Below are 24865 nucleotides of genomic sequence, written 5' to 3' on the forward strand. Positions count from 1 at the left end.
CGCGCCGGATCAGACCGGACCGGTGTATTCGCCGCGCGCGGGGTAGTCGTTGGCAATGGCGAAATCCAGCGCGCCGACCAGTTCGGCGAAATGCGGGCGCACGAACGGCATGGTCTGCACCGATCCGTAATAGAGCGTCTGCTCCGGCGTGATCATGAACAGGCCCGGTTCGGAAAACAGCGCAGGTTCCTCGATCCCGATCGAGGTCTTGCCGCGCGAAGTCGAGATGTACAAACCCCAGTCCCGGGCGACGCTCAGCGGCAGGTCATACCCGAAACGCAAGGACGTGGCGCCGATCTTTTCGGCCATCGCGCGGGTGCGGTCCTCACCGTCCGAACTGACCGCGATGCAGTTGACACCGCGTTCGGCGAATTCGCTGACGCGCTTTTCCAGCTCTTTCAGGTAGTTTGCACAGATCGGGCAGTGCAGCCCGCGATAGAAGCAGATGAGCGTGCCGCGCTCGCTTTGTTCCGTGGCGAGGTCAAAACGGCCGTGGTCCAACGTCGGGAGCGTCAGGTTCGGCGTCTTCTGGCGGGGAATCAGCATTTGGAGTTCCTTCCGGTTTAGCTTGCTTCTCTCTTATTGCAGGTGTTATCATCTAATAAGTCTTGAAAATCTGACAATAAACCCGATTATGCTATGGATCGTCTGACGACATTGGTGGAACGCTTTCATCTGTCGGTGCAAATCGCGCCGCTGGGAGGGGCCAACCTGATCATACTGAAGGCGCCGGATGGAACGCCGCTGCGCGTTTTGTTCTTTCCCCGCGACGGTCATCAGGGCGGGGCGGCGGGTGATGTGCTGCTGGCCGCCCGTGTCGACTGGGCGGGTCCCGGCAATCCGCTCTTGGCGGCATTGCCGGAAGTCGTAGATTTCAACCTGACAGACGATGCTGAAACTCAAGGCCTAGTGCGTCTGATGTATCGCGAAGCGCGGGCCAACCGTTGCGGGGCGCAATCGGTGGTCAACCGGCTGGGGGACGTGCTGATGGTGCGCCTGCTGCGCGATCAGATCGAACGCGGCGCGACGGAACCCGGGTTGCTTGCCGGGCTGGCCGATCCGCGCCTCAGCCGGGCGATCGTTGCTATGCACGACCATCCGGGGCGGTTGTGGTCCAACGCCGACCTCGCACAGGAGGCGGGCCTATCGCTGTCGCGGTTCTGCGAATTGTTCGCGCAACAGGTGGGCGAAACCCCGATGGGATACCTGCGGCGCTGGCGCCTCATCCTGGCGCGGCAGGACATGCTGCGCGGCGACCGGGTCGATGCCGTGGCGCGCCGCTATGCCTACGGCTCTCCCGAGGGATTCAGCCGCGCCTTCCGTCGCGCCTACGGCATCGCGCCGACGGCGCTGCGCACCGGCCGCGAAGCCGCCTGAGCGCCTCGCCGTCGCGTGAGGCGGATCATGCGCGGGGGCTGGCCCCGATCACAGCGCCCCTTTGGTCGAGGGAATCGCATCGGCCTTGCGCGGATCGGTTTCCACCGCCAGCCGCAGCGCGCGCGCCACCGCCTTGAACGCGGCTTCGGCCACGTGGTGGGCGTTGAAGCCGTGAATCTGGTCGACATGCAGGGTGATGCCGCCGTGGGTGCTGATCGCCTGGAAGAACTCGCGCACCAGTTCGGTGTCGAACGTGCCGATCTTGGGGCTTTGGAAATCCACGTTCCAGATCAGGTAGGGGCGCGCCGACAGGTCCAGCGCACAGCGCACCTGGGCGTCGTCCATCGGCAGATGGCATTCGCCATAACGCCGGATGCCCTTCTTGTCGCCGAGGGCCTGGGTCAGCGCCTGGCCCAAAGCGATGCCGGTATCTTCGACCGTGTGGTGATCGTCGATGTGGTAATCGCCCTTGGCGCGGATGGTCATGTCGATCAGCGAATGACGCGCCAGCTGGTCCAGCATGTGGTCGAAGAATCCCACGCCGGTCTGGTTGTCATAGGAACCGGTCCCGTCGAGATTGATTTCGACCGAGATATCGGTTTCCGCCGTCTTGCGCGTGATCTGGGACGTCCGCATGTCGTTCTCCGTGTGCTGTCGCGGGTTTATAGGCCGCGGCGGGGGCATTTCCAAGGCTGCAATGCGGCGCCGCGCGGGAATGCAAATGACCGTTGCAGCGGGGGCGCGGACGTGACAGCTTGGCGCAAAGACGAACGAGGCCGACATGACCACTTGCGTATTTGTACAGATCCGCTGCAAACCCGGCACGACCTATGACGTGGCCGAAGAAATCGCGCTGCGCGAAATTCATTCCGAGCTCTATTCGACCAGCGGCGAATACGATCTGCTGATGAAGCTCTATATCCCCGAGGGCGAGGATATCGGCAAATACATCAACGAAAACGTTCGGAATATCGCAGGGATAGAACGCACGCTGACGACGCTGACGTTCAAGGCGTTCTGATCAGCTCTGACCGGCGTCCAGCCGGTCGAGCGCGTCGAGCGTATCCTGCAGCAGGATGGGCAGCATTTCGCGCCGCACCGCCATGACCGCGATATCGCCTTTCTTGCCGGCGATTTCGATGTCCAGCAGCGCTTGGCGCAGTCTCTCGGCCCCGAAAAGCGCCGCGCTTGATGCGAATTTGTGGCATCGCGCGGCGATTTCCATCGTGTCGCCGCATTCCTCCTGCAGCCAGTCGACAAGCGAGGTCAGTTCCTCGGTCAGCTGCGCGCGCAGGGTGGCATAGCCATCCCCGACGCTGTCGCGCAGGGCGCCGTTGGTTTCGGCGTTGATCAGTTGCTGACCCGGGGCGTCGGGGCAGGAACCGGAAGTCTCGGGGGCGACCTCTTCGGGTTGGGCCTGGGTATAGGTGGCGATGATGCGTTGCAGGTCCCGCCGCATCAGCGGTTTGGGCAGAACGTCCTGCATGCCGTCCTGCAGGAATTCGGACACGTTTTCGGGCAGCACGTGCGCGGTCAGGGCGATGATCGGCGTGTCGCTCGATTTGCCATTGCCCGCGCGGATGCGCCTCGTGGCTTCGCGCCCGTCGAGGATCGGCATCGAAATATCCATCAGGATCAGGTCGTATTTCTTGGCCGCGGCCTGGGTGACGCCTCTTTGACCGTCGGGGGCTTCGCTGATCCCGTGGCCATCGCGCGACAGCATGGCGCGCACGACGTTGCGGTTGATTTCGTTGTCCTCGACCACGAGAATGTCGAGCTTCCGCCCGGCAACTCCGTCTTCCGGCGCGGGACGGTTCCTGTCGATCACTTCCGCTGCGCGGGGCCGTGCCTGATCTGGCGGTTCTTCGGCATCTTCCATCGGAATCCTGACCCAGAAGGTCGAACCTTCGCCAAGGGTGCTGTCAACGCCCAGTTCGCCGCCAAGCAGCGAGGTGATGCGCTTGACGATCCCCAGGCCCAGCCCGGTGCCGCCCGCTTCGCGGTTGTAGGCGCTGTCGCTGGTCACGAAATCGTCGAAGATCATCGCCAGGTCGTCGTTCGAAATGCCCATGCCGGTATCGGCGACCTTGAATTCGATGACATCGGTTCCGGGTTCTGCGATGACTTCGACGGTGATTTCCCCGTCCTTGGTGAACTTGATCGCGTTGCTAACGAGGTTGATCAGGATCTGTTGGATCCGGCCCGGATCGGTTTTGACCCATTTCCGTTCCGGCCCCAGGAAGTAGCTGTTGATGGTGTTGCCGCGCTTGTCGGCGTGGTCCCTGAGATTGTTCAGCGCCGTATCGACGACATCGGGCAGGTTCGTGGGGCGGTTGCGCAGGATCGGTTTGCCCGCCTCGTAACGGGCGATATCCAGCACGTCGTTGATGTGATCCATTAGCAGCCGGCCCGAGGTGGACATGTTGTCCACGTAAGCATTTTGACTGCCCGTCAGCGGCGTTTCCTGAAGCAGCGACAGGTTGCCCATCAGGCCGTTCAGCGGCGTGCGGATTTCATGGCTCATCACGGCCAGGAACCGGGCCTTGGCCTTTTCACCGGCCAGCGCCTGGTCGCGGGCTTCGATCAGGTCCTGTTCGGCGCGTACCCGGAAGGAAATGTCGCGGATGAAGGCAATGAAGAACAGGCGGCCGTGCAGATCGCTTTTCTGTAGCGCCAGTTCGACCGGGAACGTTTCGCCATTGGAGCGCTTGGCATCCAGCCGAACCCGCCCCTTGCTGACGATGTGGAACGGACCGCCGCTGCGGATGCGCTTCATCGCTGTGTTATGCGAGTCGGCATATTGTTCCGGAACGATCAGGTCGGCCACGTTGCGGCCGATCGCTTCCTTGTAGGAGTAGCCGAAGATTTCCACCGCGGCATTGTTGAATTCCTCGATGACACCGTCTGAATCGGTCACGATCACGGCATCCAGCGCGGTCGAGATCACGGCCCGGGTTCTCTGGCTGGCCTCGATAACCTGGCGGCGGCGTTCTTCGGACCGGCGATTGAGCGTATTGAAGTAATAGGCCAGCAGCAGCAGCGTTCCCATCAACAGGGCCGACGTGGCCGTTAGGATCAGCAGGGTCGATGCGATTTCGGTGCGCCGGGTTTCGCGGGCCTGTGCGAATTGGGCGACGCCCACCTGCGCCAATCGATACAGGTCGGGTGCGACTTCAGCCGCGTCTTGATCCAGGGCCGCCATCCCGGCCGCCAACTGCGCATCTTCCGCATCGATCAGGGGCAGGGTGCGATCCAGGAAACCGCTGACGGCTTCGGTCGACGTCCGGAACGTTTCGATATCGCGCAGGAATTCGTAGGAAGAGGATTCCCTGAATATGCTGATCCTGCTGTAGAGGATGTCGAACTGAAGCCGCACCGCGTCGAGGCTTTCGGCATCTCCGGCTTCTGCCTGGAGCACGCTGTTGCGGAACCTCAGGAATTCGTTTTCGGCCCGGCCAAGCGACCATTGCACCTCTTCGGCATTCGCGATGCGCAGTTCCCGGACTTTGTTGATGACGTCAATTGTTTGAAAAACAACCAACATGAAACTGACGGCCGCAATTGCCATCAGTAATCGGGTACTGCCCATATTGAACCGGTTCCCCATGCCGACCGTCTTTTCGCCCAAGGCGTTTTCAGGCGATGCTTTGGCGGTCAATCTATGCGGTGAATCCGGTGCTGTCGAGCGCTCAGTGGGGTGGGTGTAGAATGATGAATCGGGCACTGTTTACCATAACCAGGGTTTAACTAACCATACGCTGTACTTTTGTTCGGCTCGGAACCTTCCTGAATGCGCGATCCGTTTCCGTTTGGATAAGTGAACCGAAAAGGTCCTGACTTCAAGCCGCTGGGCAAAAAGCGGGCCACATAGGCCAAGTCTTTCCTATCAGTCTAGCGTTTACCAGCGATCATGTCTGTTCCTCAAAAGAATGATTGATGAAATAAGACGGAGGGAAGCTCGTCCTAAGTATGGGGTGGCGGTTTCAGGGCGTTTCGGATTGCCGCAACGATCGCATCAGGAAAGTGCGCAATTCCCGCGGCGCGATCGGTTTGTGCAGCAAGTGCAGCCCTGCCTCCTGGCAAATCTGTGTGACTGCGACCTCGCGTGTCGCGGTGGCGATGCAGGCGGGGACCGGGCCCAGGTCGCGGCGCAGCGCGGCGATCAGATCGGTGCCCAGTTCGCCGTCGTCAAGTTGATAATCGGCGACGATCGCATCCGGGGTGACGCCGAATTCCTCGATCAATCCGCGTGCCTCGACCTCGTCGGCGCAGGCCAGGACGGTGACGTCCCAGCTGTCCATCACAACGGTCAGCGCATTGCGAAGCTCGGCATCATTTTCCGCCAGCAGCACGATCATGTTTTCAAGGCTGTCGGTCTTTGCCGCATGTTGCGGTCCCACTGCGCGCCCGGGGTCTCGTTCGGCCGGCGCCCGGGGGATTTCGACGGCGAACATCGTGCCCCGGCCGGGCCTTGAGCGGACCTGCAGCGGGTGTTGCAGCAATGCGCAGGCGCGTTCGACGATGGCCAATCCCAATCCCAGCCCTTCGCTGGCGCTGCTCGGGCTGTCGACGCGGTGGAATTCGTTGAAGATCAGCTCCTGCTGGTCTTCGGGGATGCCGGGGCCGGTATCGTGCACTTCGATCCGGACGGAGTGTTTCAGATGCCGCACCCCGACAAGGACGCGGCCGGTCTGGGTATAGCGGACCGCGTTGGCCATCAGGTTCTGCAGAATGCGGCGCAGATAGGTGGCGTCGCTGGCGACCACCGCCGATGACGCGACCAGCCGCAGGTCCAGCCCTTTTTTCTGCGCCAGCGGGGCCATTTCATCGAGAAGCTGGATCATCATCCTTCGCAACGGCACCTGTCCGACATGCACCGAGGCCCGGCCTGAATCCAGTTTCGAGATATCCAGCAGCGCCCCGAGAATATTCTCGACGCTGATCAGCGCGTTGTTTGCGCGGCCCAATACCGAACGCACCTGATCGTCGGGATGATCGGCCGCGACCGACCCGACATAGAGCTTGGCCGCCGACAACGGTTGCAGCAGGTCATGGCTCGCCGCCGCCACGAAACGGGATTTCGACGCGTTCGCCCGTTCCGCATCGGCCAGCGCATCTTCGAGTTCCAGCGTGCGTTCGATCACCCGCTGTTCCAGTTGTTCATTGGCCTCGTAAACCGCCTGCACCGCAGCACGTTCGGCGCTGATATCGGTGAAGGAAAACACGAACCCCTTGTCGGGCATTTCCTGCGCCGACACGGTCAGGGTTTTGGAGTTGCGGTGCAGGACTTCGAATGACAGCGGCGGGCGCTGTTTTTCGGTTTGAACCCAGTCTTCCACCTCTTGCGCCGATATTCCCTCCTCGAAGGCAAGTTCGTGACGGAACCGTTCGAACAGCATGTTGAAGCCGATGCCGATGCGGAACCGCCCCAGCGGGATCGACAGCAGTTCGCTGGCACGTTCGTTCCAGCCGACCAGCCGCGCCTGGCTGTCGAAGATGCACACGCCCTGATCGAGGTGGTCCAGCGTGGCGCGGATCAGCTTGGCCTGATCGTCCAGCATCCGGTCGCGTTCGCGCCGTTCCAGCCGCATGATGTCGGTCACGTCGGTCTGCAGGATCACCGTGCCGCCATCGGGCGTGCGGTGTTCGCTGACCTGCACCCAGCGGTTCCAGATCATGCGGACGTTGAAAATGACATGGCTGTCGGTGTGTCGTTCCATCCGCCGTGCCGCCCAAGTCTCCGGCGTTTCGTCCTGGCGTAGCGATAGGAATTTCGAGTGGCTGACCAGGCGGATGTACTCGGCAAAGCTAAGCCCCGGTACCATCTTGTCGCGGATATCGGGCATGTGCATGCCGAAGCGGCTGTTGCACATGACCAGCCGTTCGTCCGAATTGAACAGCGCGAAACCTTCCTGCACCGTCTCGATCGCGTTGGTCAGGTTGGCGCGGGCGGCTTCGGTTTCGCGGTTGGCCTGCGCCAGCTTGGCGTTGGATTCGTTCAGCAATTCGAGCGCGCGGCCCAGGTCGCGGGTGCGCGCGCGGACCTCTTCCTCAAGGATGACGGCGCGCTGGAACTGGGCATAGGCGGCGTCGGACGCGTCGCCGCCCTGTTCCACCCGGCGCATCAGCGCATCGGCGATCTTGACCAGTTTCTGGTTCTGCCGCTCGATGGAATCGTGGGGATCGATCAGGGGATGGGTCATGCGGTCAGGCCGTTTTCGGCGGCTGTTCGGGCGGGTAGATCGCGACCCCGGTGAGCGTCTGGTTCACATGCATCGAATTCAGCTGCTCGCCGTAGGTGGAAAATCCGACGACATGGTTTGACGCCAGAATGTCGGACAGCTTGCCCTTGAGTTGCTTCTGTTCCGCTTCCAGCCTTCTCAACAGGCAATCGCAGGCAAGGATCGCGTCCGGGGCGCCGTTTGCCGACAGGTTTCGGATTTCCCCTTCCAGATGTCCCACCATGTCCATCGGTTCGGCCAGCGACAGCACGAGCCCTTCGCCGATCGCCGAGAAGAAGACCAGATCGCCGTTATCCGCCACCCGCTGGATCGACCGGACGTGATGCTGTTCGCCGATCCGCACCACCACCGGGTGGGCGGCAAAGGTGAACGTGTCGAGCTGTTCAGGGTCCTTGCCCAGTACCCGGGCATATTCGCGCGCCGCCGGTTCGGCGTTGATTTCGTGCACGATGCGGCGGTCTGGATCGGCGCCGGTCACCACCATGCGCCGTTCGGTCGGCACCAGATGGTCGCTCTTGAACACCTTGATCGGGCAGATGGTGCGGATTTGCGCCACGATGGCGGCATTGCGCATCGCGCGGCCGTTCGCGATCACGAAAGTGGTCTCGAAACTTTCGCCATCGCCGGCCGACCCGCCGAACAGCGGCACCGGGCCAAGCCCGAGCGCAAGGTCGGCGGTCAGCTTGTCTTCGCAGCGCGACAATCCATCGATCATCAGGAAATTGAATTCGTAATCCCAGTCGGGCACGTCGCGCATCAAGGCGTTGCGGCTCTGGACCATCCGCCCGATCAGCGCCTGCGGATCGTATGCGTCCAGATCTTCCACCAGCAGCATCCGGGCACGGAAATATGCCCGCGGAAATCCCACCGCGACGATATTGCCGTCTGAATAGCCCTCGCTTGTCAGTTCCCCCGCCGTGGTGCAGCCCAGGACAAGGCTGTCGGGAAGCAGTTCGGCCGCGCGCGCGGCCACGTTTTCGATATCGGCCTGCGGCGACACGAACAGAAGCACAAGGTCGAACGCCTCATCGCCAAGCTCACGCGACAGGGTCAGCACGGGATCGGGGGCGGTGCAGGCGATATTGGCGGTGCGCATGATTTCAGGCGCACAGCGCACCGAATGCGACGGACCCGCGAACTGGTCCATCCTTTGTCCTCCCATGTTTCCTCCGGCGGCGATTGTTGCCGGTTAACCGCCGTCTTGCAAGATCGCGCGGAAGCTCGTTTCCTTGGCGATCAGAACCGCCTGGGTGCGGCTTTGCACGCCCAGCTTGCGCATGATCGCGGTGACATGCGCCTTCACGGTGGTTTCGGCGATCGACAGGTCGAAGGCGATCTGCTTGTTCAGCTTGCCCTCGCAGATCAGCTGCAGGATGCGCGCCTGCTGATTGGTCAGCGTCGCCAGCCGCGCGCTGGCATCCTCGCAGCCCATATCGTTGTCATCGTCCAGCAGGTCGTACCCGTCGGGGACATAAACGGTGCCGCGGCGGATCGCGTCGAAGGCGGCGGCGAAGACATCGCGCTGGCTGTGCTTGGGTACGAACCCCGCCGCGCCCGCCCTGATGGCCGAACTGATCACCCTGCTGTCGCTCATCGAAGACACGATGATCACAGGTGCCCGTGTCGCGGTTTTCAACCGGATCAGCCCGTCGAACCCGTTCACGTCCGGCAGGTTCAGGTCCAGCACGACGATATCGGGGCTGCCGTTCTGGGCGATTTCGTCCAGCGCCGCCTGCAGGTGCGCGGTGGCGCGGATCTCGGCGGTGCCGGTCACAGCCTGCAGGGTCATCGCCAACGCGTCGCAGAACAGAGGGTGATCGTCCACGACCAGTGCCGACTTGATTTCGGTCGGCGCGGAAGGCGCGGCGCTGTCGGACATGGAATTCCCTTCCGGTCGGTCAGATCTGAGGATCAGACTAGCAATCTGCGCGGTCACGGGAAAGTGGGCGAAAGTCGTATGCGAGGGTGCTTGCGCAATCGCCGGTCTACGCCGATAGTCGAATAGCCTTATGGCTGCGAATGCGCCTAGGATTTCGAAACATCAGGAGGGCTCGCAAATGCAAATGACAGATTCCCGCGAAATCGCCGCGGACCGGCAAACCGTCTGGGCCGCGTTGCTTTCGGCGGATGTACTGAAGGAATGCGTCCCCGGCTGTCAGGCCATGGCCGGTTCGCCCGAGGAAGGGTTCGAAGCCACCGTGGTTCAGAAGGTCGGGCCGGTGAAGGCCACCTTCAAGGGCGCTGTCAGCCTGTCGGATATCGTCGAGGGCGAAAGCCTGACCCTGACCGGCGAAGGCAAGGGTGGCGCGGCCGGCTTTGCCAAGGGCGGCGCCAAGGTGACGCTGTCCGACCTGCCCGATGGCGGCACGCTGCTGGGCTATGACGTCGACGCCAAGGTCGGCGGCAAGCTGGCGCAGCTGGGCAGCCGGATCATCGACGGTGTCGCGCGCAAGATGGCGGACCAGTTCTTCGAACGGTTCCAGACCGTCGTGGAAGGGCCCTCGGAAACCGGCGAGGATACCGAGCCGGGCGCGGAGGGCGAACAGAAAAAAGGCTGGATGAAAAAGGTTTTCGGGGCATAATTCCCGATATTCATTCACGAAATTGAAGGCGCTTATCGGCTTAGGGAGGGCACGATGACAGAAGTAAGAATGACAGTGAACGGCCGCGAGGTATCGGGCGATGTCGAGGGGCGCACGCTGCTTTCGACATTCCTGCGCGAAAACCTGGGTCTGACCGGGACCCATGTCGGTTGCGACACCTCGCAATGCGGCGCCTGCGTGGTGCATGTCAACGGCAACGCGGTGAAATCCTGCACCATGTTCGCGCAGGAAGCGGCGGGCGCCGACGTGGCGACCATCGAAGGCCAGGCCAATGCGGACGGGTCGCTGAACGCGATCCAGCAGGCGTTCCAGGATTACCACGGCCTGCAATGCGGTTTCTGCACCCCGGGCATGGTGATGTCTGCGGCGGCCCTGCTGAAGGAAAACCCCAAGCCGAGCGAAGCGGAAATCCGCAATTACCTCGAAGGTAACATCTGCCGCTGTACCGGCTATCACAACATCGTTCGCGCGATCATGGCCGCCAGCGGTCAGGACGTGCCGGCAGTTGCCGCGGAATGATCGCCACCGCGCGGGTTTCGCGCGGGGAAACGTATTTTCAGAACGATGAAAGGGCAGGGGGCGACCCCGGACCCGATCACAGGGAGGATTTGAAATGCCGAAAGATCATGGCATCGGCGCCAGCCCGAAGCGGCGCGAAGACGTGCGGTTCCTGACCGGAGCCGGAAATTACACCGACGACATCAATGTGCATGGGCAGACCTATGTCCATTTCCTGCGCTCTGACGTGGCGCATGGGACGATCAACAGCATCGACGCCTCGGAAGCCGAGGCGATGGATGGGGTGCTGAAGGTTTTCACCGCCAAGGATTTCGAAGCGGTGGGCGGACTGCCCTGCGGCTGGCAGGTGACCGACCGGTTCGGCGAGGTGATGCAGGAACCGAAACACCCGATCCTGGCCGAGGGCAAGGTGCGCCATGTCGGCGATCCGATCGCCGCTGTGGTGGCCGAAACGCCCGAACTGGCGCGCGACGCGGCCGAGGCGATCGTGGTGGACATCGATGAACTGCCCGCCGTGGTCGACATGAAGGCGGCTCTGGAAGACGGTGCCACCAAGGTGCATGACGATCTGACCTCCAACCTTTGCTATGACTGGGGCTTCGTCGAGGAAAACAAGGAAGCGGTGAACGAGGCGTTCAAAAACGCCGCCCATGTCACCACGCTTGAACTGGTGAACAACCGCCTGGTCGCGAACCCGATGGAACCGCGCGTGGCGATCGGCGATTACAGCCGCGCCAACGATGAACACACGCTTTATACCACGTCGCAGAACCCGCATGTGATCCGCCTGCTGATGGGCGCTTTCGTGCTGGGTATTCCCGAACACAAGCTGCGTGTGGTGGCTCCCGATGTGGGCGGCGGGTTCGGCACCAAGATCTTCCATTATGCCGAAGAAGCCTTCGTCACCTTCGCCGCCAAGGCGCTGAACCGTCCGGTCAAATGGACCTCCAGCCGGTCCGAGGCGTTCATTTCGGACGCGCACGGCCGCGATCACGTGACCAAGATCGAACTGGCGCTGGATGCCGACAACAAGTTCACCGCGCTGCGCACCGATACCTATGCCAATATGGGGGCCTACCTGTCGACCTTCGCGCCTTCGGTTCCGACCTGGCTTCACGGGACGCTGATGGCCGGCAACTACACCACGCCGCTGATCTATGTGAACGTGAAGGCGGTGTTCACCAACACCGTGCCGGTCGATGCCTATCGCGGCGCGGGTCGCCCCGAGGCGACCTTCCAGCTGGAGCGGGTGATCGACAAGGCGGCGCGCGAACTGGGCGTCGATCCGGCCGAACTGCGTCGGATCAACTTCATCAAGCCGGAACAGTTCCCCTATGAAACCCCGGTCGCGGTTGCCTACGACACCGGTAATTACCACGCCACGCTCGACAAGGCGCTGGAGATGACCGACTACGCCAATTTCGACCAGCGCGCGGCAGAGAGCAAGGCGCGCGGCAAGCTGCGTGGTTTCGGGATTGCCCACTACATCGAGGCCTGCGGCATCGCGCCGTCGAACCTGGTGGGGCAACTGGGTGCACGTGCCGGCCTTTACGAAAGCGCCACGGTGCGGGTCAACGCCACCGGATCGATCAGCGTGATGACAGGGTCACACAGCCATGGGCAGGGGCATGAAACCACCTTCCCGCAGGTGATCGCCGAAATGATCGGGATCGACGAAAGCCAGGTCGATATCGTTCATGGCGACACGTCGAAAACGCCGATGGGCATGGGCACCTACGGGTCGCGGTCGATCGCGGTCGGCGGGTCGGCCATGTTCAAGGCGGCGGAAAAGGTGATCAACAAGGCGAAGAAGATCGCCGCCCACCTGATGGAGGCCTCGGAGGCAGATATCGAACTGGCCGACGGTCAGTTCAGCGTCGCGGGCACCGACAAGTCGGTCGCCTGGGGTGATGTTTGCCTGGCCGCCTACGTGCCGCACAACTACCCGCTGGAAGACCTTGAGCCGGGGCTTGAGGAAACCGCCTTCTACGACCCGTCGAACTTCACCTATCCCTCGGGCGCCTATTTCTGCGAAGTGGAAGTGGATCCCGATACCGGTTCGATCGATATCCTGTCGTTCAGCGCGGCGGACGATTTCGGCAACGTGATCAACCCGATGATCGTCGAAGGTCAGGTTCATGGCGGCGTGGCACAGGGCATCGGACAGGCGATGCTGGAAAACGCGGCCTATGATGAAAACGGTCAGCTGCTCACCGGGTCCTACATGGACTACGCGATGCCGCGGGCCGCGGACCTGCCGAGCTTCAGCGTCGACCATTCCTGCCAGACACCGTGCACCCACAACCCGCTTGGGGTGAAGGGTTGCGGCGAGGCCGGGGCCATCGGGTCGCCGCCGGCGCTGGTCAACGCGGTGATCGACGCGCTGCATCGTGGTGGTTACCCTGTCGAACATATCGACATGCCGCTCAGCCCGTCGCGGGTCTGGAACGCGATCCAGTCGGCGAAGTGATATCAACCTCGGGGCGGGGTATTCCCCCGCACCCTCAGGGGAGGAACAAGGATGTATAATTTCGATTTCGAACAACCGGCCAGCGTTGACGCGGCCGTGGCGGCGCTCAAGGACGAGGACGCATTGCCGCTGAGCGGCGGTCAGACCCTGATCCCGTCGATGAAACAGCGGCTGAACGCGCCGTCGAAGCTGGTCAGCCTGACCGCGATCGAGGCGCTCAAGGGCGTGTCGGCGGCGGGCGGTGCCTTGACCATCGGTGCCGCGACCACCCATGCCACCGTGGCGGCCGAGGCTTCGGCCTATCCGGCGCTGGCGGCGCTGGCGGGCGGCATTGGCGATCCGGCGGTGCGCAATCGCGGCACCATCGGCGGGTCGCTGGCCAACAACGACCCGTCGGCCTGCTATCCGGCGGCGGTGCTGGGATCGGGCGCGACCATCGTGACCAACGCGCGCGAAATCGCGGCGGATGACTTCTTCGACGGGGTGTTCACCACCGCGCTGGAGGAAGGCGAAATCGTCACCGCGGTGAAATTCCCGATCCCGGAAAAGGCCAATTACCAGAAGTTCGAACAGCCCGCATCGCGGTTCGCGCTGACCGGGGTGTTCGTGGCCAAGACCGCCGACGGCGTACGCGTCGCGGTGACCGGTGCCTCGGAAGAAGGCGTGTTCCGCTGGACCGAGGCGGAAGAGGCCCTGTCGGCCAATTTCGCGCCCGAAGCGGTGGACGGCCTCAGCGCCTCTGCCGACGGGTTGATCAGCGACCTGCACGGCACGCCGGAATACCGCGCCAACCTGATCAAGACGCTGACCAAACGGGCGGTGGCCGCGGCCTGAGCCATGTTCCGGATGCAGGAACAGCAAAGGCGCCCCGCGGGGCGCCTTTTCTCATTGCGGTGATCCCGGTGGCGGGCGGGCCGGCCCCGAGAACCGCTCACTTGAAGTTGCGGCTGTCCTTGATCTGGTCCCAAGCCCACATGACTTCCTGCAGCTGTTCTTCCTGGCTGCGGTCGCCGCCGTTCATGTCCGGGTGCAGCACCTTGATCAGCTTCTTGTAGGCCTTGCGAATCGCCGCCTTTTCCCAGTGAACCTCGGCTTCGAGGATCTCGATCGCGCGCTTTTCGGTCGGCGGCAGGCGGCGGCCGCCGCCGTTTGACTTGCCCGGGTTCTGGGTCGCGTTTTCACCCAGCACCTGATGCGGGTCCTCGATGCCCAGCCGGGCCCAAGCGCGCGCCTCGGGATCGTCCATCCGTTTGGTTTGCCGTTCCCAGACCTTGTCCTTGGAATGCTGCGCGTTCATCTCCGCTTCGGTCTTGCCTTCGAAGAAGCTCCATTTCTGGTTATATTCGCGCACGTGATCCTTGCAGAACCAGCGGAATTCATCCAGCACGTCGGGCGCCTTGGGGGCGCGGTACTTGCCGGCCTCCTCGCATCCTTCATGCTCGCAGACGCGGGTGGATGTCTCGGTGGCGCCGGACATGCTGCGGCGGCCACGGGGATTCTTCTTCTTGGCCGACTTGATCGACATATCGAACCCAAAGGGGTCTGACTTTACCATTCTGGATCACCTTTTCGACTCGGACCGTGGAGTTTAGACCATCTGCCACCAGATTGAAGGGGCAATGATTGAAAATGAGCAGAAAATCGCAGATCGAGTCGCGTTTGAGCGCGGCGTTCTCTCCCGACTTTCTGGCCGTGACCGACGAAAGCGAAATGCATCGCGGTCACGCCGGATATGGACCCGGCGGCGAAAGCCATTTCCGGGTCAAAATCCGCGCGGCGGCACTTGCGGACTTGTCACGGATCGACCGGCACCGGGCCATTCACCGGGTTCTGGGCGCGGACCTGATCAGTCAGATCCACGCCTTGGCGCTCGAGGTCGAACCATAGGTAGGAAGCCGCCGGGCCATCCGCAAGCCCCGTCGGGGCGCATGGGGTCGCGGACTGTGGTGTCAGCCGCTCCGTACCGCGGGTTCAACGCGCGGCCGGGGCCTCTGCCGCCTAGGTTTCCCCGGATTGACTTGCAGCGCCTTCTTCCTCCCGCGAAGCGGCCGGGTCGGACAGGTTCTGGCGCGCGTCCGGGGCCATCTCGGCGCCTTCCGGCGGACGCGGTGCAAAAGCGTCGATATCCCCGCGCCGGGGGCGCCGGAACACCAGGAAGGTGCGGAAGGTGGTGCTGGAATGGGTCAGGCCCTGGCGTTCCTCGCTCGGCAGGGTTTCGGCACGCTGGAATTCCCAGCCATCGCCGGCCATGTCGTTCAGCAGCGTTTCGAAACTGTGGCCCAGCCGGGCGCCCGGCCCTTTGAGGCCGCGCGCCCTTGCGCCCTTGGTGGGCGCGGGCACGACTTTGTAATCATAGATGGTCATCGCGAAATCCGTTCTTGAAATCGCGCCCAGACTAGCAGTGCATCGGTCCCGCTTCAAACTGCCCTGATCCGGGCTCGCGCGGGGTCAGCCGGATTTTCGCCGGATTCCGATCGGCTTGCCAACGAAGTCGGGTATGGGAAGCCCTGCATGCGCTTCTTTCAGCGCCGCGACCTTGTCTGCCACGTCTTGCGGGTAGGGGGCGACGCGCGGGCCCGACATGTCGATATGCAGCCCCAGCCCCTCGCCGGTGGCCGACAGCCAGCCATCTTCGTGATAGAGCCACTGGCAGAAATGGAACCTCTTGTCGTCGGCATCAAGCAACTGAAACGCGACCCGAACCTTGTCACCTTCATGCAACTCGCGCAGGTAGCGGACATGGAATTCCGCCGAATAGGTCGTCATCTTGCGCTCGGCCGCATACTCGGGACCGAACCCCATCTGCGCGAAAGCCTCGTCGGCTCCGCGGTCGAACAACACGTTGTAATAGGCCATGTTCAGGTGGCCATTATAATCGATCCATTCGGGCAGAACCTCCTGCAGGGAGGACATGAACGGGGTGGCGGTCGTCATCGGGCGCTATCCTTCGGTCGTGCATTTCCGCCGCCGACCCTAGCCCCATTCCGGCCTGCTGCGCAAAGGGAAAGCCCGTTTCGATTGTGCGCCCGTTCCGGTCGCGCTTCATATCTCAAGAAAATGCCTCCGGCGGGGACACTTGAAAACAGGAGAGGACTTGAAACTAACAGGTCTTCTCCTTTTGAAAAATATCCCGGGGGGTGTCGCCGCTTGCGGCGACGGGGGGCAGCGCCCCCGCACCGCTTTGCCCGTGGGCAAAGCTCACCCTGCGCGCCCTGAAAGGGCGCACCGCTTGATCAGATTGATCAGAGGCCGAGTTTCTGCGCCACCAACTGGTTGACTGCCTTCGGATTGGCCTTGCCTCCGGTGGCCTTCATCACCTGACCGACGAACCAGCCCGCAAGTTTCGGGTTTTGCTTAGCTTTTTCGACCTGATCGGGGTTGGTGGCGATCACCTCGTCCACCGCGGCCTCGATCGCGCCGGTGTCGGTGACCTGTTTCATGCCGCGGTCTTCGACGATCTTTTCCGGATCGCCGCCCTCGGTATAGACGATTTCAAACAGGTCCTTGGCGATCTTGCCGGAAATCGCGTCCGAGCTGATCAGCCCGATGATCTCGCCCAGTTGTTCGGGGCTGACCGGGCTGTCGGTGATGTCCCTGTCGTCCTTCTTCAGCCGGCCGAAGAGTTCGTTGATCACCCAGTTCGCGGCCATCTTGCCGTCGCGGCCCGCGGCCACCTTTTCGAAGTAATCGGCGGCTTCCACCTCGGCGGTCAGAACGCTGGCGTCGTATTCGCTGAGGCCGAAATCGGTGACGAAACGGGCCTTTTTCTCGTCCGGCAGTTCGGGCAGCGACTTGGCGATATCATCGACCCAGCCCTGTTCGATTTCCAGCGGCAGCAGGTCGGGGCAGGGGAAGTAGCGATAATCGTGCGCTTCCTCCTTCGACCGCATCGAACGGGTTTCGTTCTTGTCCGGATCGTAGAGCCGGGTTTCCTGTTCGACCTCGCCGCCGGCTTCGACAATGGCGATCTGGCGCCGCGCCTCGACCTCGATCGCGGCCTGGATGAAGCGCATCGAGTTCATGTTCTTGATTTCGCAGCGGGTGCCGAGATGCGAGAAATCTTGGGTTTCCATGTATTTTTCGTAAGCGCCGGGGCGGCAGATCGATACGTTCACGTCGGCGCGCAGGTTGCCGTTCTGCATGTTGCCGTCGCAGGTGCCCAGGTAGCGCAGGATCTGGCGCATCTTGGTGACATAGGCGGCGGCTTCCTCGGGGCCGCGGATATCGGGGCGGCTGACGATTTCCATCAGCGCCACGCCGGTGCGGTTGAGGTCGACGAAGGACATGTTCGGGTCCATGTCGTGGATCGACTTGCCGGCATCCTGTTCCAGGTGGATGCGTTCGATGCGCACCTTGCGCGCCACGCCCGGACCCATGTCGACGAGGATTTCACCTTCGCCCACGATCGGGTGGTAGAGCTGGCTGATCTGATAACCCTGCGGCAGGTCGGGATAGAAATAGTTTTTCCGGTCGAAGGCGGACCACAGGTGAATTTCGGCCTTCAGCCCCAAGCCGGTGCGCACCGCCTGTTCGACGCAGAATTCGTTGATCACCGGCAGCATGCCGGGCATCGCGGCGTCGACGAAGGACACGTTGGAATTGGGCTCGGCGCCGAATTTGGTCGAGGCGCCGGAGAACAGCTTCGCGTTTGAGCTGACCTGGGCATGGACCTCCATGCCGATCACAAGTTCCCAGTCATGTTTCGCCCCGGCGATCACCTTGGGCTTGGGGGTCTCATAGGTCAGGTCCAACATCGCGTCCGTCCTTTGTCACGGGGTTAGAACCGCCTTCTAGGACAGGGGCGCGGAGGGGGCAAGGGGGCAGGCGGGTTTCGCGCCTGCCGGATGCGTTTAGCGCGGCGAAATCACCATCGGGCCGCTTTCGTCGAACACGATGCGGGCGCCTTGGCGGATTTCGGCGGCGAAATGGCTGGCGATGCGGCGCAGGGCGCGTTTTTCGCCGTCGCGGGCGATGCTGTCCAGGGCCGCGGGGCCGGAGGCCCGCGTCGGGTCTTCGTGCGCCATCGCCCAGATCACCGGGTGCACTTCGCGCAGGTGATCGCGCAGAATCCAGTCGAAGGCGCGGGCCAGTTGCGTGGCCTGCGACGACGGGAACCTGTCCTGCTGCAGCGTCACCGCGCAGAAGGCGGCGAAGGTGTTGACGATGTGCTGATCGGGCCGGCGCTGAAGGATGTCGCGCATCGCGTCGAGGAAGAAGTCGACGTCCAGCATTTCGATTGCCGTCGGGTCCACCGCCAGCGCATCCAGGTAGGTCCAGGCATAACCGCCCATGCCCCAGATGTCCCGGGTCAGGACCGCGCTGCGGCGGGCGCCGATTTCCAGTTGCTGGTAGCTCCCGAACCAGCGCGGCAGCAGGTGATTGCCGAAAGCGCGCATGTGGCGGGGATTGGCCGGGTCGAGTTCGATCAGGTCCTCGTAATCGTCGACGATGCGCTGATCGGCACCGGCCTGGGCGGCCAGCAATGCGCAGCGCGTCGCGGCGAGCGCCGGGCTGTCATGTTCGAACGGGCTGAAACGGTCGAGGATATCGGCGGCCCGGGCCATCTTGGTTTCGAATTCGCGGCGCCGGTCGGCGGGAATGTCGGCAATCCCGCCGTCGCCGCGCCAGGCCCAGGCGATGTCGATATAGGCGTTGATCACCACCAGCGCGACACCGTAATCGTGCGGGTGGTCGTCAAGAACGCCTTCGAGGTCGCGCAGCCCGTGGCGCGGGGCGTGCTGGGGCATCAGCCCGGGATCGGCAAAGGCGGCCAGCACCGGGGCCGTGACATCACTGCGGGCACCAAGCGCCAGCAGGTCGGCCTTGGACATGCCGCCGGCGGTCACCGCGCGTTCCCGGTCGAGGTCACGGATTTCCCGGCCCAGTATTTCCCACATGTCCTGCCGGGCCAGGAACTGACCGCGCTGTTCCAGTGCCCGGCGTTCGGCTTCTTCGAGGCTGATGTCGCTGACGGGAATATCCAACGCGTCTGTTCGCAGCGGCTTGGCGACGTGGGAAGAGGCTTCAGTGCCTGTGCGTTTCAGGCCCCGCGACGCGGATGACAGCCGACGCGACAGGGCCAGCGCCCGACCGGAGATTTTCGACAGGTTTCTGATCTGTTGGGATATCGGGGTTTTCAGGGGCATCGCGTCTCTGTTTCAGCTTGGTTGTCGTCGTCGTTCCTTGAAGAATGACGGCGATTTCAGGCCGAAAAATGGCGCAGACGCGGTGATAGAGGGATCAAATCTGTCCCGAATATTCTGATGAATTCGGGATTTAGGAACAAACCCCGGCGCGGTATCTCGATTGTTTCCGGATCAGTCGGATATCGTCGGCAGGCCGACGATCGTCAACGGCCCGCCGACACATCGAGGATGCTCCGGGTGACATAAGATGCCTTGTCCGACAGCAGCCACAGAATCGCCTCCGCCACCTCTTCGGGATGACCAGCGCGTTTCATCGGCACCATGTGGACCAACCGTTCAAGCCGGTCGGGTTCGCCGCCCTTGGCGTGAATTTCGGTTTCGATCAGCCCGGGCCGGACCGCGTTCACCCGGATGCCTTCGGCAGCGACCTCGTCCGCGAGGCCGAGGGTGAAAGTGTCGATTGCGGCCTTGCTGGCGGCATAGTCGACATATTGGTTGGCCGATCCCAGCCGCGCGGCGGTCGAGGAGACGTTGACGATATTGCCCGGCTTGCCGGCGCGACGCATGTGCAGCACGGCCTGCTTGGCGACAAGGAAGGCACCGATCACGTTGACGCCGAACATTCGGGTCAGCCGCTCGGGCGTCATGTCGGTGACCGGGGCGGCGGGGGCGACGATCCCCGCGTTGTTGATCAAGTCGATGGCAGTGTTGGGCGGGATGGCGTCGAACAACGCGTCGATCTGGGCCGGGTCTGAAACATCGCATTGAACGATCTGCGCCTCGCGCCCGGCGGCACGGACATCCGCCGCGACCGCTTCGGCCCCGGCACGATCCGAGTTGTAGGTCAGGATCACATCGGCGCCATACGCCGCCGCAAGTCGGGCGCAGGCCGCGCCGATACCAGCGCTGCCGCCGGTGATCAGGATGGTTCGGGAAAGGTTCATCTGTTCCGCCCTTGTTGTCGGGCGGAAGTATCAGGTGGCGTTGCGCAGGGCGTCAACCCGGATCGCACTGTGGGCGAACCAGAGTCGCAACTGCCGCGCCGGGGGCAGGGCAGTGACCGGCAAGCGCACCTTGCGGCCACCGGTCAGTTCAAGGCTGGGCGAGGCGACCGAAAACGGTCCGCCGCGGCCACTGATCGATACGATTCCCGACAGCGGGAACGCCCAGTGCTTGTCACCGTAATAGACTTGGAAATGGCTGCTGGTCAGCCAGCATCCCGACCGGGTGCTGCTGACGATTCCGCGCCAGACCAGCGCGGTGAAGAAAGACGTGCAGGACACCATGGCGATGCCTTCCGGAACCGACAGATATCGCGCGGTGACGAACAGCAGGATCCACAGCAGGCTCAGCGCCGCCATCTTGGCCCATTGCAACGGATCCAGCCCGTCAAAATGATATTCTTCAATACGCAACATGCTTATACCCTATTCGAATATTACGCCGAAAATGGGGCAAAGTTTAGTATCCCGTTGGGAATCTATCCCAACGGGTAGCGGTCTTCGGGTTGCGTGTGGATCACGCGTTCCGGATGCGGGTGACCATTTCCGTGGTGTCGCGGCTCAGCCCGTCCTGGGCCAGAATCCGGTCCAGTTGGGCCAGGATCTTGCCTTGCCGGTCCTTGTCGTAGCGTTTCCATGTTTCGAACGCCGAACACATGCGCGCGGTGGTCTGCGGATTGACTGGGTCGAGCTTCAGCAGCCAGTCGGTCAGCAATGCGTAGCCGGCGCCGCTTGCATGGTGGAACCCGGCCGGATGCCCGGCCAGCGCCCCCAGCGTGGCGCGGAACCGGTTGGGGTTCTTCATGGTGAAATCTGCGTGTTGGGTCAGCGCACGGGCGGTGCCCACGGCGCGGTCGGGATCGGCCTGAATGATCTGCAGGCTGAACCATTTGTCGATCACCAGCCGATCGTGTTTCCATTGTTCGTAGAAGGCCTGCACTGCCCTGTCGCCCTCGCCGGCGGCGATCAGGCAGCCAAGGGCGGCCAGTTGCTGGGTCATGTTGTCGGCGCTGTCATACTGCGCCTGCGCCTGCGCGCCGCCATCCAGCCGCGAAATCAGCGCCAGCGCGGCATTGGCCAACGCCCGCGATCCGGACTGGTCGGCATCGGGGCGATAGGCGCCATCGACCTGATATTGCGCGTAAATCCGCGGCAAAAGGTCCTGCATGTGCTGCGCCATCGCCAATTTCAGCACCTCGACGGCCTGCCAGATCGCCTTGGGATCGGGGACCTCGCCCAGGTCAACCAGCGTCTGCGCCAGGTCGTCCTGGCTGGGCAGGCTCATCGCCAGCGCCCGGAAGGCCGGGTCCAGCGTGTCGTCGCGCACCACCGCCTGCAGCGCATTGAGATACCCGGTATCGGGCGAAGCGCCGTCGCGGATCATCGCGATCAGCCCCGAGCGCGCCAGCGCGCGGCCCGCTTCCCACTTGTTGAACGGGTCGGTGTCGTGGGCCAGCAGGAAGGCGCGTTCGCTGTCGCTGGTTTCGCGTTGCAGGATCACCGGCGCGGAAAATCCGCGCAGGATCGACGGCACCGGTTTGGCCGCCAGTCCCTCGAAGCGGAAGCTCTGTTCTCCTTCGGTCATTTCCAGAACGGTAGTCGGCACCACCTCGTCGCCGTTGGGATTGAGAAGCCCCACCGCGATCGGGATCACCCGCGGGTCCTTGTGATCCTGTCCCGGGGTCGGCGGCGTGTCCTGCTTGAAGTTCAGCGTGTAGGTGCCGTCCTCGAACGTGTCGGAAACCGACAGGCGCGGCGTGCCGGCCTGTTCGTACCAGCGCTTAAACTGTGAAAGGTCGCGGCCGGTGGCGTCCTCGAACACCTGCAGCCAGTCCTCGATCGTCGCCGCATCGCCGTCGTGCCGTTCGAAATACAGGTCCAGCGCCTTGGCATAGGAATCGTCGCCGACCAGCGTCTTCAGCATCCCGATCAGTTCGGCGCCCTTTTCATAGACGGTGGAGGTGTAGAAGTTGTTGATCTCGACAAAGCTTTCGGGCCGCACCGGGTGGGCCAGCGGACCGTTGTCTTCGCGGAATTGGCGGCCACGCAAGGCGATCACGTCCTCGATCCGCTTGACCGGGGCGGACCGCATGTCGGAAGTGAACTGTGAATCGCGGTAAACCGTCAGACCCTCCTTCAGGCACAGCTGGAACCAGTCGCGGCAGGTGATCCGGTTGCCGGTCCAGTTGTGGAAATACTCATGCGCGATGATCGCCTCGATCCGTTCGAAATTGGCGTCCGTGCTGGTTTCCGGGGAGGCCAGGACGCAGGAGCTGTTGAAGATGTTCAACCCCTTGTTTTCCATCGCCCCCATGTTGAAATCGTCGACCGCGACGATGTTGAAGATATCGAGGTCGTATTCGCGCCCGTAGACATCCTCGTCCCATTTCATCGATTTCTTCAGCGCCTCCATCCCGAAGGCGCATTTATCCTCGTCGCCGGGGCGGACCCAGATGTTCAGTTCGACATCCTTGCCCGACCTGGTGGTGAACCTGTCGGGGTGGTTGACCAGGTCGCCCGCCACCAGCGCGAACAGGTAGGCCGGTTTCGGCCAGGGATCGTGCCATTCGGCAAACCCTTCGCCCCGCGCCACCGGGTTGCCGTTGGACAGCAGCACCGGCAGGTCGTTTTCGATCCGCACCGTGAACACGCCCATCACGTCGGGCCGGTCGGGATAATAGGTGATCTTGCGGAAGCCCTCGGCCTCGCACTGGGTGGAGTACATGCCGTTGGAGATGTAAAGCCCCTCCAGCGCGGTGTTGCTTATGGGGCTGATTTCCACCTCGGCTTCCCAGGTGAATGGCGCGTCGAGCACGTCGCAGGTCAGGCCCTCCAGCGTCAGTTCCGGCATCACCTCCTGGCCGTCGATCCTGGCCCAGAACAGCCGCAGGTTTTCGCCGTGCAGGAAGAATTCCTTATCGGCGGCTTCCGGGTTGGGGCGGAATTCGATCCGGCTGATCACGCGGGTATGTTCCGGGCTGAGCCGGAAGGTCAGATGCACGCTGTCCACCAGGTAGGCCGGCGGGGTGTAATCCTTCAGGTAAATGGTCTGAGGGGCAGCGTCTTTCATCCGGGGGATCTCCTGTTCTTGCGTTGCCGCCGACGTTAGGCGCAGGGGCAGGGGGCTGCAATAGCGGATGAAAGGGGTGCGGCGGCGGGTCATCCAACCCGCCACCGGGCCTGCTATCAGGCTGGCAACCGGTTGGTTCGATGAGCAGGCGAAGCCACGATTTCAGGGCAACAGAGCCTTGTCGATCATCACCGCACCGCCGAGCCTGATGGTCGGGTCTCCGACCGTGTCGGCGGGCAGCGCGGCAAAGGCCGCATCGGTTGTGCCGGACTGCTGGTGACCGGGGGTTCGGTCCAGCGCGATCCGAGTTTCGAACACAGCTATCGCAACGCGGGCGATGATCCCCGCAGCGCGATGGCGGTGATGCGCCGCACGCATCGGAATGATCATTGATGCGGCATGTGCACTGGTGCAGGGTGAAGTCTCGGCTATATGCTATTCCATTCGCTGTCTGATCATATTATTCAGGACATGCAAGGTTATCAGAGGTTCAGGATGGCACGTCCGGTCGTCGGTATCATCGGCAATCAATATCTTCTCAATGATTCATACCCGGTTCATGCCGGGGGGCTGATGAATACCGAAGCGGTGTCCGGCGTTTCGGATTGCTTGCCCGTCCTGATCCCCTCCGACCCGCGTTTCGTGAGCGTCGATGAACTGTTGGAAACATGCGACGGTTTCGTGCTGACCGGCGGGCGCCCAAACGTGCATCCCGAAGAATACGGCGAAGACCCGACCGAGGCGCATGGCGATTTCGACCGCTGCCGCGACGCGATCACCCTGCCGTTGGTGCGGGCATGCGTCGAGCGCGGGCAACCGTTCCTGGGCATCTGCCGCGGTTTCCAGGAAGTGAACGTGGCGATGGGCGGATCGCTCTACCCCGAAATTCGCGACCTGCCGGGAAGGATGAACCACCGGATGCCGCCCGATGGCACGCTCGAGGAGAAATTCGCCCTTCGTCACACGGTCAAATTTACCGAAAACGGCCCGTTTCACCGTTTGATGGGCGCGCCGGAGGTGATGACCAACACGCTGCACGGGCAGGGGATCAAGCAGCCCGGGGCCCGTATCGTCATCGACGGCTACGCGCCCGACGGCACGCCCGAGGCGATCTATGTCAAGGATGCGCCGGGCTTCACCTTGTCGGTCCAATGGCACCCGGAATTCGATGCCGCCAATGACCCGGTGTCGCGCCCCCTGTTCGAGGCGTTCGGGCGCGCCGCGTATGACTGGGTCGAGGGCAAGAATCGGGTCGCGCTGAAACAGATGGCGTGACCGGATTGTGCGCCCGTTCCGGGCGCGCTTGATATCTCAAGAAAATGCCTCCGGCTTTTTCTTTCGGATCTGCCTCCGGCGGGGATATTTGGGAAAAGAAGAAGGATTGGGGCTCCGGGGCTTCTTCTTTTTGAAAATATCCCGGGGTGAATTGGCCCTTGG

At 62.8% G+C, this 24865-nt stretch carries 24 protein-coding genes; 9 read left to right on the plus strand and 15 right to left on the minus strand.

The window, feature by feature from the left end; all coding sequences use genetic code 11:
• Nucleotides 1-9 precede the first annotated feature (9 nt).
• Nucleotides 10-546, minus strand: a complete 537-nt coding sequence (locus IT775_RS08770; RefSeq protein WP_212700723.1) for a peroxiredoxin-like family protein — start codon at nt 544-546, stop codon at nt 10-12.
• Nucleotides 547-639: 93 nt separating this feature from the next.
• Here IT775_RS08770 and IT775_RS08775 point away from each other — a divergent pair, with 93 nt between their 5' ends.
• A complete protein-coding gene (locus IT775_RS08775) occupies nt 640-1377 on the plus strand; it encodes a helix-turn-helix transcriptional regulator (protein WP_212700724.1) in 738 nt (245 codons plus the stop codon).
• A gap of 48 nt (nt 1378-1425) precedes the next feature.
• Here IT775_RS08775 and hisB read toward each other — a convergent pair whose 3' ends face one another.
• Nucleotides 1426-2013 (minus strand): imidazoleglycerol-phosphate dehydratase HisB, encoded by a 588-nt coding sequence (hisB, locus tag IT775_RS08780; protein WP_212700725.1) that lies wholly within the window; start codon nt 2011-2013, stop codon nt 1426-1428.
• Between the two features lie 145 nt (nt 2014-2158).
• On the opposite strand from hisB, the gene IT775_RS08785 reads away from it, so the two are divergent.
• Entirely contained in the window at nt 2159-2398 is a 240-nt protein-coding gene (locus IT775_RS08785; RefSeq protein WP_212700726.1) for an Lrp/AsnC ligand binding domain-containing protein, read from the plus strand.
• Here the strand turns inward: IT775_RS08785 and IT775_RS08790 are convergent, their stop codons facing one another.
• Entirely contained in the window at nt 2399-4921 is a 2523-nt protein-coding gene (locus IT775_RS08790) for a hybrid sensor histidine kinase/response regulator (protein WP_212700727.1), read from the minus strand. It lies immediately after the preceding gene.
• On the opposite strand from IT775_RS08790, the gene IT775_RS08795 reads away from it, so the two are divergent.
• Complete coding sequence (locus IT775_RS08795; protein WP_212700728.1) at nt 4920-5084, plus strand: hypothetical protein; 165 nt, start codon at nt 4920-4922, stop codon at nt 5082-5084. The two genes, IT775_RS08790 and IT775_RS08795, sit on opposite strands and share 2 nt — an antisense overlap.
• A 276-nt stretch (nt 5085-5360) precedes the next feature.
• On the opposite strand, the gene IT775_RS08800 is transcribed toward IT775_RS08795, so the two are convergent.
• From IT775_RS08800 to IT775_RS08810, 3 genes are read right to left on the minus strand one after another with little or no spacing between them, the layout of a single operon-like run.
• On the minus strand, nt 5361-7580 hold the full coding sequence (locus IT775_RS08800) for a hybrid sensor histidine kinase/response regulator (RefSeq protein ID WP_212700729.1): 2220 nt from the start codon (nt 7578-7580) through the stop codon (nt 5361-5363).
• Nucleotides 7581-7584: 4 nt separating this feature from the next.
• Nucleotides 7585-8766 (minus strand): FIST N-terminal domain-containing protein, encoded by a 1182-nt coding sequence (locus IT775_RS08805; RefSeq protein ID WP_212700730.1) that lies wholly within the window; start codon nt 8764-8766, stop codon nt 7585-7587.
• A gap of 42 nt (nt 8767-8808) precedes the next feature.
• Nucleotides 8809-9498, minus strand: coding sequence for a response regulator transcription factor (locus tag IT775_RS08810; RefSeq protein ID WP_212700731.1), 690 nt, complete (start codon nt 9496-9498; stop codon nt 8809-8811).
• 178 nt (nt 9499-9676) lie between these two features.
• Here IT775_RS08810 and IT775_RS08815 point away from each other — a divergent pair, with 178 nt between their 5' ends.
• The 4 genes from IT775_RS08815 (at nt 9677) to IT775_RS08830 (ending at nt 14045) form a co-directional block, all read left to right on the plus strand.
• Complete coding sequence (locus IT775_RS08815; RefSeq protein WP_212700732.1) at nt 9677-10201, plus strand: SRPBCC family protein; 525 nt, start codon at nt 9677-9679, stop codon at nt 10199-10201.
• A gap of 54 nt (nt 10202-10255) precedes the next feature.
• A complete protein-coding gene (locus IT775_RS08820) occupies nt 10256-10741 on the plus strand; it encodes a (2Fe-2S)-binding protein (RefSeq protein ID WP_212700733.1) in 486 nt (161 codons plus the stop codon).
• A gap of 94 nt (nt 10742-10835) precedes the next feature.
• Nucleotides 10836-13211, plus strand: a complete 2376-nt coding sequence (locus IT775_RS08825; RefSeq protein ID WP_212700734.1) for a xanthine dehydrogenase family protein molybdopterin-binding subunit — start codon at nt 10836-10838, stop codon at nt 13209-13211.
• 51 nt (nt 13212-13262) lie between these two features.
• The gene (locus tag IT775_RS08830) at nt 13263-14045 is read left to right on the plus strand and encodes an FAD binding domain-containing protein (protein ID WP_212700735.1); all 783 of its coding nucleotides are present in this window, start codon (nt 13263-13265) and stop codon (nt 14043-14045) included.
• A 97-nt stretch (nt 14046-14142) separates the two neighbouring features.
• Here IT775_RS08830 and IT775_RS08835 read toward each other — a convergent pair whose 3' ends face one another.
• Nucleotides 14143-14766: a J domain-containing protein gene (locus IT775_RS08835; RefSeq protein WP_212700736.1), complete on the minus strand. Its 624-nt coding sequence runs from the start codon at nt 14764-14766 to the stop codon at nt 14143-14145.
• Nucleotides 14767-14840: 74 nt separating this feature from the next.
• Between IT775_RS08835 and IT775_RS08840 the strand changes: the two genes are divergently transcribed.
• Nucleotides 14841-15098, plus strand: a complete 258-nt coding sequence (locus tag IT775_RS08840) for a BolA family protein (RefSeq protein ID WP_212700737.1) — start codon at nt 14841-14843, stop codon at nt 15096-15098.
• A gap of 111 nt (nt 15099-15209) precedes the next feature.
• On the opposite strand, the gene IT775_RS08845 is transcribed toward IT775_RS08840, so the two are convergent.
• From IT775_RS08845 to IT775_RS08880, 8 genes are all read right to left on the minus strand, one after another.
• Nucleotides 15210-15575, minus strand: a complete 366-nt coding sequence (locus tag IT775_RS08845) for a DUF4177 domain-containing protein (RefSeq protein WP_212700738.1) — start codon at nt 15573-15575, stop codon at nt 15210-15212.
• Nucleotides 15576-15659: 84 nt separating this feature from the next.
• Complete coding sequence (locus IT775_RS08850) at nt 15660-16145, minus strand: thioesterase family protein (RefSeq protein ID WP_212700739.1); 486 nt, start codon at nt 16143-16145, stop codon at nt 15660-15662.
• 308 nt (nt 16146-16453) lie between these two features.
• Nucleotides 16454-17965: an Asp-tRNA(Asn)/Glu-tRNA(Gln) amidotransferase subunit GatB gene (gene gatB / locus IT775_RS08855; RefSeq protein WP_212700740.1), complete on the minus strand. Its 1512-nt coding sequence runs from the start codon at nt 17963-17965 to the stop codon at nt 16454-16456.
• 96 nt (nt 17966-18061) lie between these two features.
• The gene (locus IT775_RS08860; protein WP_212700741.1) at nt 18062-19357 is read right to left on the minus strand and encodes a hypothetical protein; all 1296 of its coding nucleotides are present in this window, start codon (nt 19355-19357) and stop codon (nt 18062-18064) included.
• A gap of 203 nt (nt 19358-19560) precedes the next feature.
• Nucleotides 19561-20301 (minus strand): SDR family oxidoreductase, encoded by a 741-nt coding sequence (locus IT775_RS08865; protein WP_212700742.1) that lies wholly within the window; start codon nt 20299-20301, stop codon nt 19561-19563.
• Nucleotides 20302-20331: 30 nt separating this feature from the next.
• Nucleotides 20332-20775, minus strand: coding sequence for a hypothetical protein (locus IT775_RS08870; protein ID WP_212700743.1), 444 nt, complete (start codon nt 20773-20775; stop codon nt 20332-20334).
• Between the two features lie 100 nt (nt 20776-20875).
• Nucleotides 20876-23428, minus strand: coding sequence for an aminopeptidase N (gene pepN, locus IT775_RS08875; protein ID WP_212700744.1), 2553 nt, complete (start codon nt 23426-23428; stop codon nt 20876-20878).
• A 162-nt stretch (nt 23429-23590) separates the two neighbouring features.
• On the minus strand, nt 23591-23818 hold the full coding sequence (locus tag IT775_RS08880; protein WP_212700745.1) for a hypothetical protein: 228 nt from the start codon (nt 23816-23818) through the stop codon (nt 23591-23593).
• Nucleotides 23819-23923: 105 nt separating this feature from the next.
• Between IT775_RS08880 and IT775_RS08885 the strand changes: the two genes are divergently transcribed.
• Nucleotides 23924-24703 (plus strand): gamma-glutamyl-gamma-aminobutyrate hydrolase family protein, encoded by a 780-nt coding sequence (locus IT775_RS08885; protein ID WP_212700746.1) that lies wholly within the window; start codon nt 23924-23926, stop codon nt 24701-24703.
• Nucleotides 24704-24865: the final 162 nt, after the last annotated feature.

Origin of the sequence: Thalassovita aquimarina, from assembly GCF_018219815.1 — a bacterium.
GTDB lineage: Bacteria > Pseudomonadota > Alphaproteobacteria > Rhodobacterales > Rhodobacteraceae > Thalassobius > Thalassobius aquimarinus.

Bases quoted from the DNA above. Each gene is read 5' to 3' on its own strand.
- IT775_RS08770 (WP_212700723.1), bottom strand. From the start codon at position 546: ATGCTGATTCCCCGCCAGAAGACGCCGAACCTGACGCTCCCGACGTTG.
- IT775_RS08775 (WP_212700724.1), top strand. From the start codon at position 640: ATGGATCGTCTGACGACATTGGTGGAACGCTTTCATCTGTCGGTGCAA.
- hisB (WP_212700725.1), bottom strand. From the start codon at position 2,013: ATGCGGACGTCCCAGATCACGCGCAAGACGGCGGAAACCGATATCTCG.
- IT775_RS08785 (WP_212700726.1), top strand. From the start codon at position 2,159: ATGACCACTTGCGTATTTGTACAGATCCGCTGCAAACCCGGCACGACC.
- IT775_RS08795 (WP_212700728.1), top strand. From the start codon at position 4,920: ATGAAACTGACGGCCGCAATTGCCATCAGTAATCGGGTACTGCCCATA.
- IT775_RS08790 (WP_212700727.1), bottom strand. From the start codon at position 4,921: ATGTTGGTTGTTTTTCAAACAATTGACGTCATCAACAAAGTCCGGGAA.
- IT775_RS08800 (WP_212700729.1), bottom strand. From the start codon at position 7,580: ATGACCCATCCCCTGATCGATCCCCACGATTCCATCGAGCGGCAGAAC.
- IT775_RS08805 (WP_212700730.1), bottom strand. From the start codon at position 8,766: ATGGACCAGTTCGCGGGTCCGTCGCATTCGGTGCGCTGTGCGCCTGAA.
- IT775_RS08810 (WP_212700731.1), bottom strand. From the start codon at position 9,498: ATGTCCGACAGCGCCGCGCCTTCCGCGCCGACCGAAATCAAGTCGGCA.
- IT775_RS08815 (WP_212700732.1), top strand. From the start codon at position 9,677: ATGCAAATGACAGATTCCCGCGAAATCGCCGCGGACCGGCAAACCGTC.
- IT775_RS08820 (WP_212700733.1), top strand. From the start codon at position 10,256: ATGACAGAAGTAAGAATGACAGTGAACGGCCGCGAGGTATCGGGCGAT.
- IT775_RS08825 (WP_212700734.1), top strand. From the start codon at position 10,836: ATGCCGAAAGATCATGGCATCGGCGCCAGCCCGAAGCGGCGCGAAGAC.
- IT775_RS08830 (WP_212700735.1), top strand. From the start codon at position 13,263: ATGTATAATTTCGATTTCGAACAACCGGCCAGCGTTGACGCGGCCGTG.
- IT775_RS08835 (WP_212700736.1), bottom strand. From the start codon at position 14,766: ATGGTAAAGTCAGACCCCTTTGGGTTCGATATGTCGATCAAGTCGGCC.
- IT775_RS08840 (WP_212700737.1), top strand. From the start codon at position 14,841: ATGAGCAGAAAATCGCAGATCGAGTCGCGTTTGAGCGCGGCGTTCTCT.
- IT775_RS08845 (WP_212700738.1), bottom strand. From the start codon at position 15,575: ATGACCATCTATGATTACAAAGTCGTGCCCGCGCCCACCAAGGGCGCA.
- IT775_RS08850 (WP_212700739.1), bottom strand. From the start codon at position 16,145: ATGACGACCGCCACCCCGTTCATGTCCTCCCTGCAGGAGGTTCTGCCC.
- gatB (WP_212700740.1), bottom strand. From the start codon at position 17,965: ATGTTGGACCTGACCTATGAGACCCCCAAGCCCAAGGTGATCGCCGGG.
- IT775_RS08860 (WP_212700741.1), bottom strand. From the start codon at position 19,357: ATGCCCCTGAAAACCCCGATATCCCAACAGATCAGAAACCTGTCGAAA.
- IT775_RS08865 (WP_212700742.1), bottom strand. From the start codon at position 20,301: ATGAACCTTTCCCGAACCATCCTGATCACCGGCGGCAGCGCTGGTATC.
- IT775_RS08870 (WP_212700743.1), bottom strand. From the start codon at position 20,775: ATGTTGCGTATTGAAGAATATCATTTTGACGGGCTGGATCCGTTGCAA.
- pepN (WP_212700744.1), bottom strand. From the start codon at position 23,428: ATGAAAGACGCTGCCCCTCAGACCATTTACCTGAAGGATTACACCCCG.
- IT775_RS08880 (WP_212700745.1), bottom strand. From the start codon at position 23,818: ATGATCATTCCGATGCGTGCGGCGCATCACCGCCATCGCGCTGCGGGG.
- IT775_RS08885 (WP_212700746.1), top strand. From the start codon at position 23,924: ATGGCACGTCCGGTCGTCGGTATCATCGGCAATCAATATCTTCTCAAT.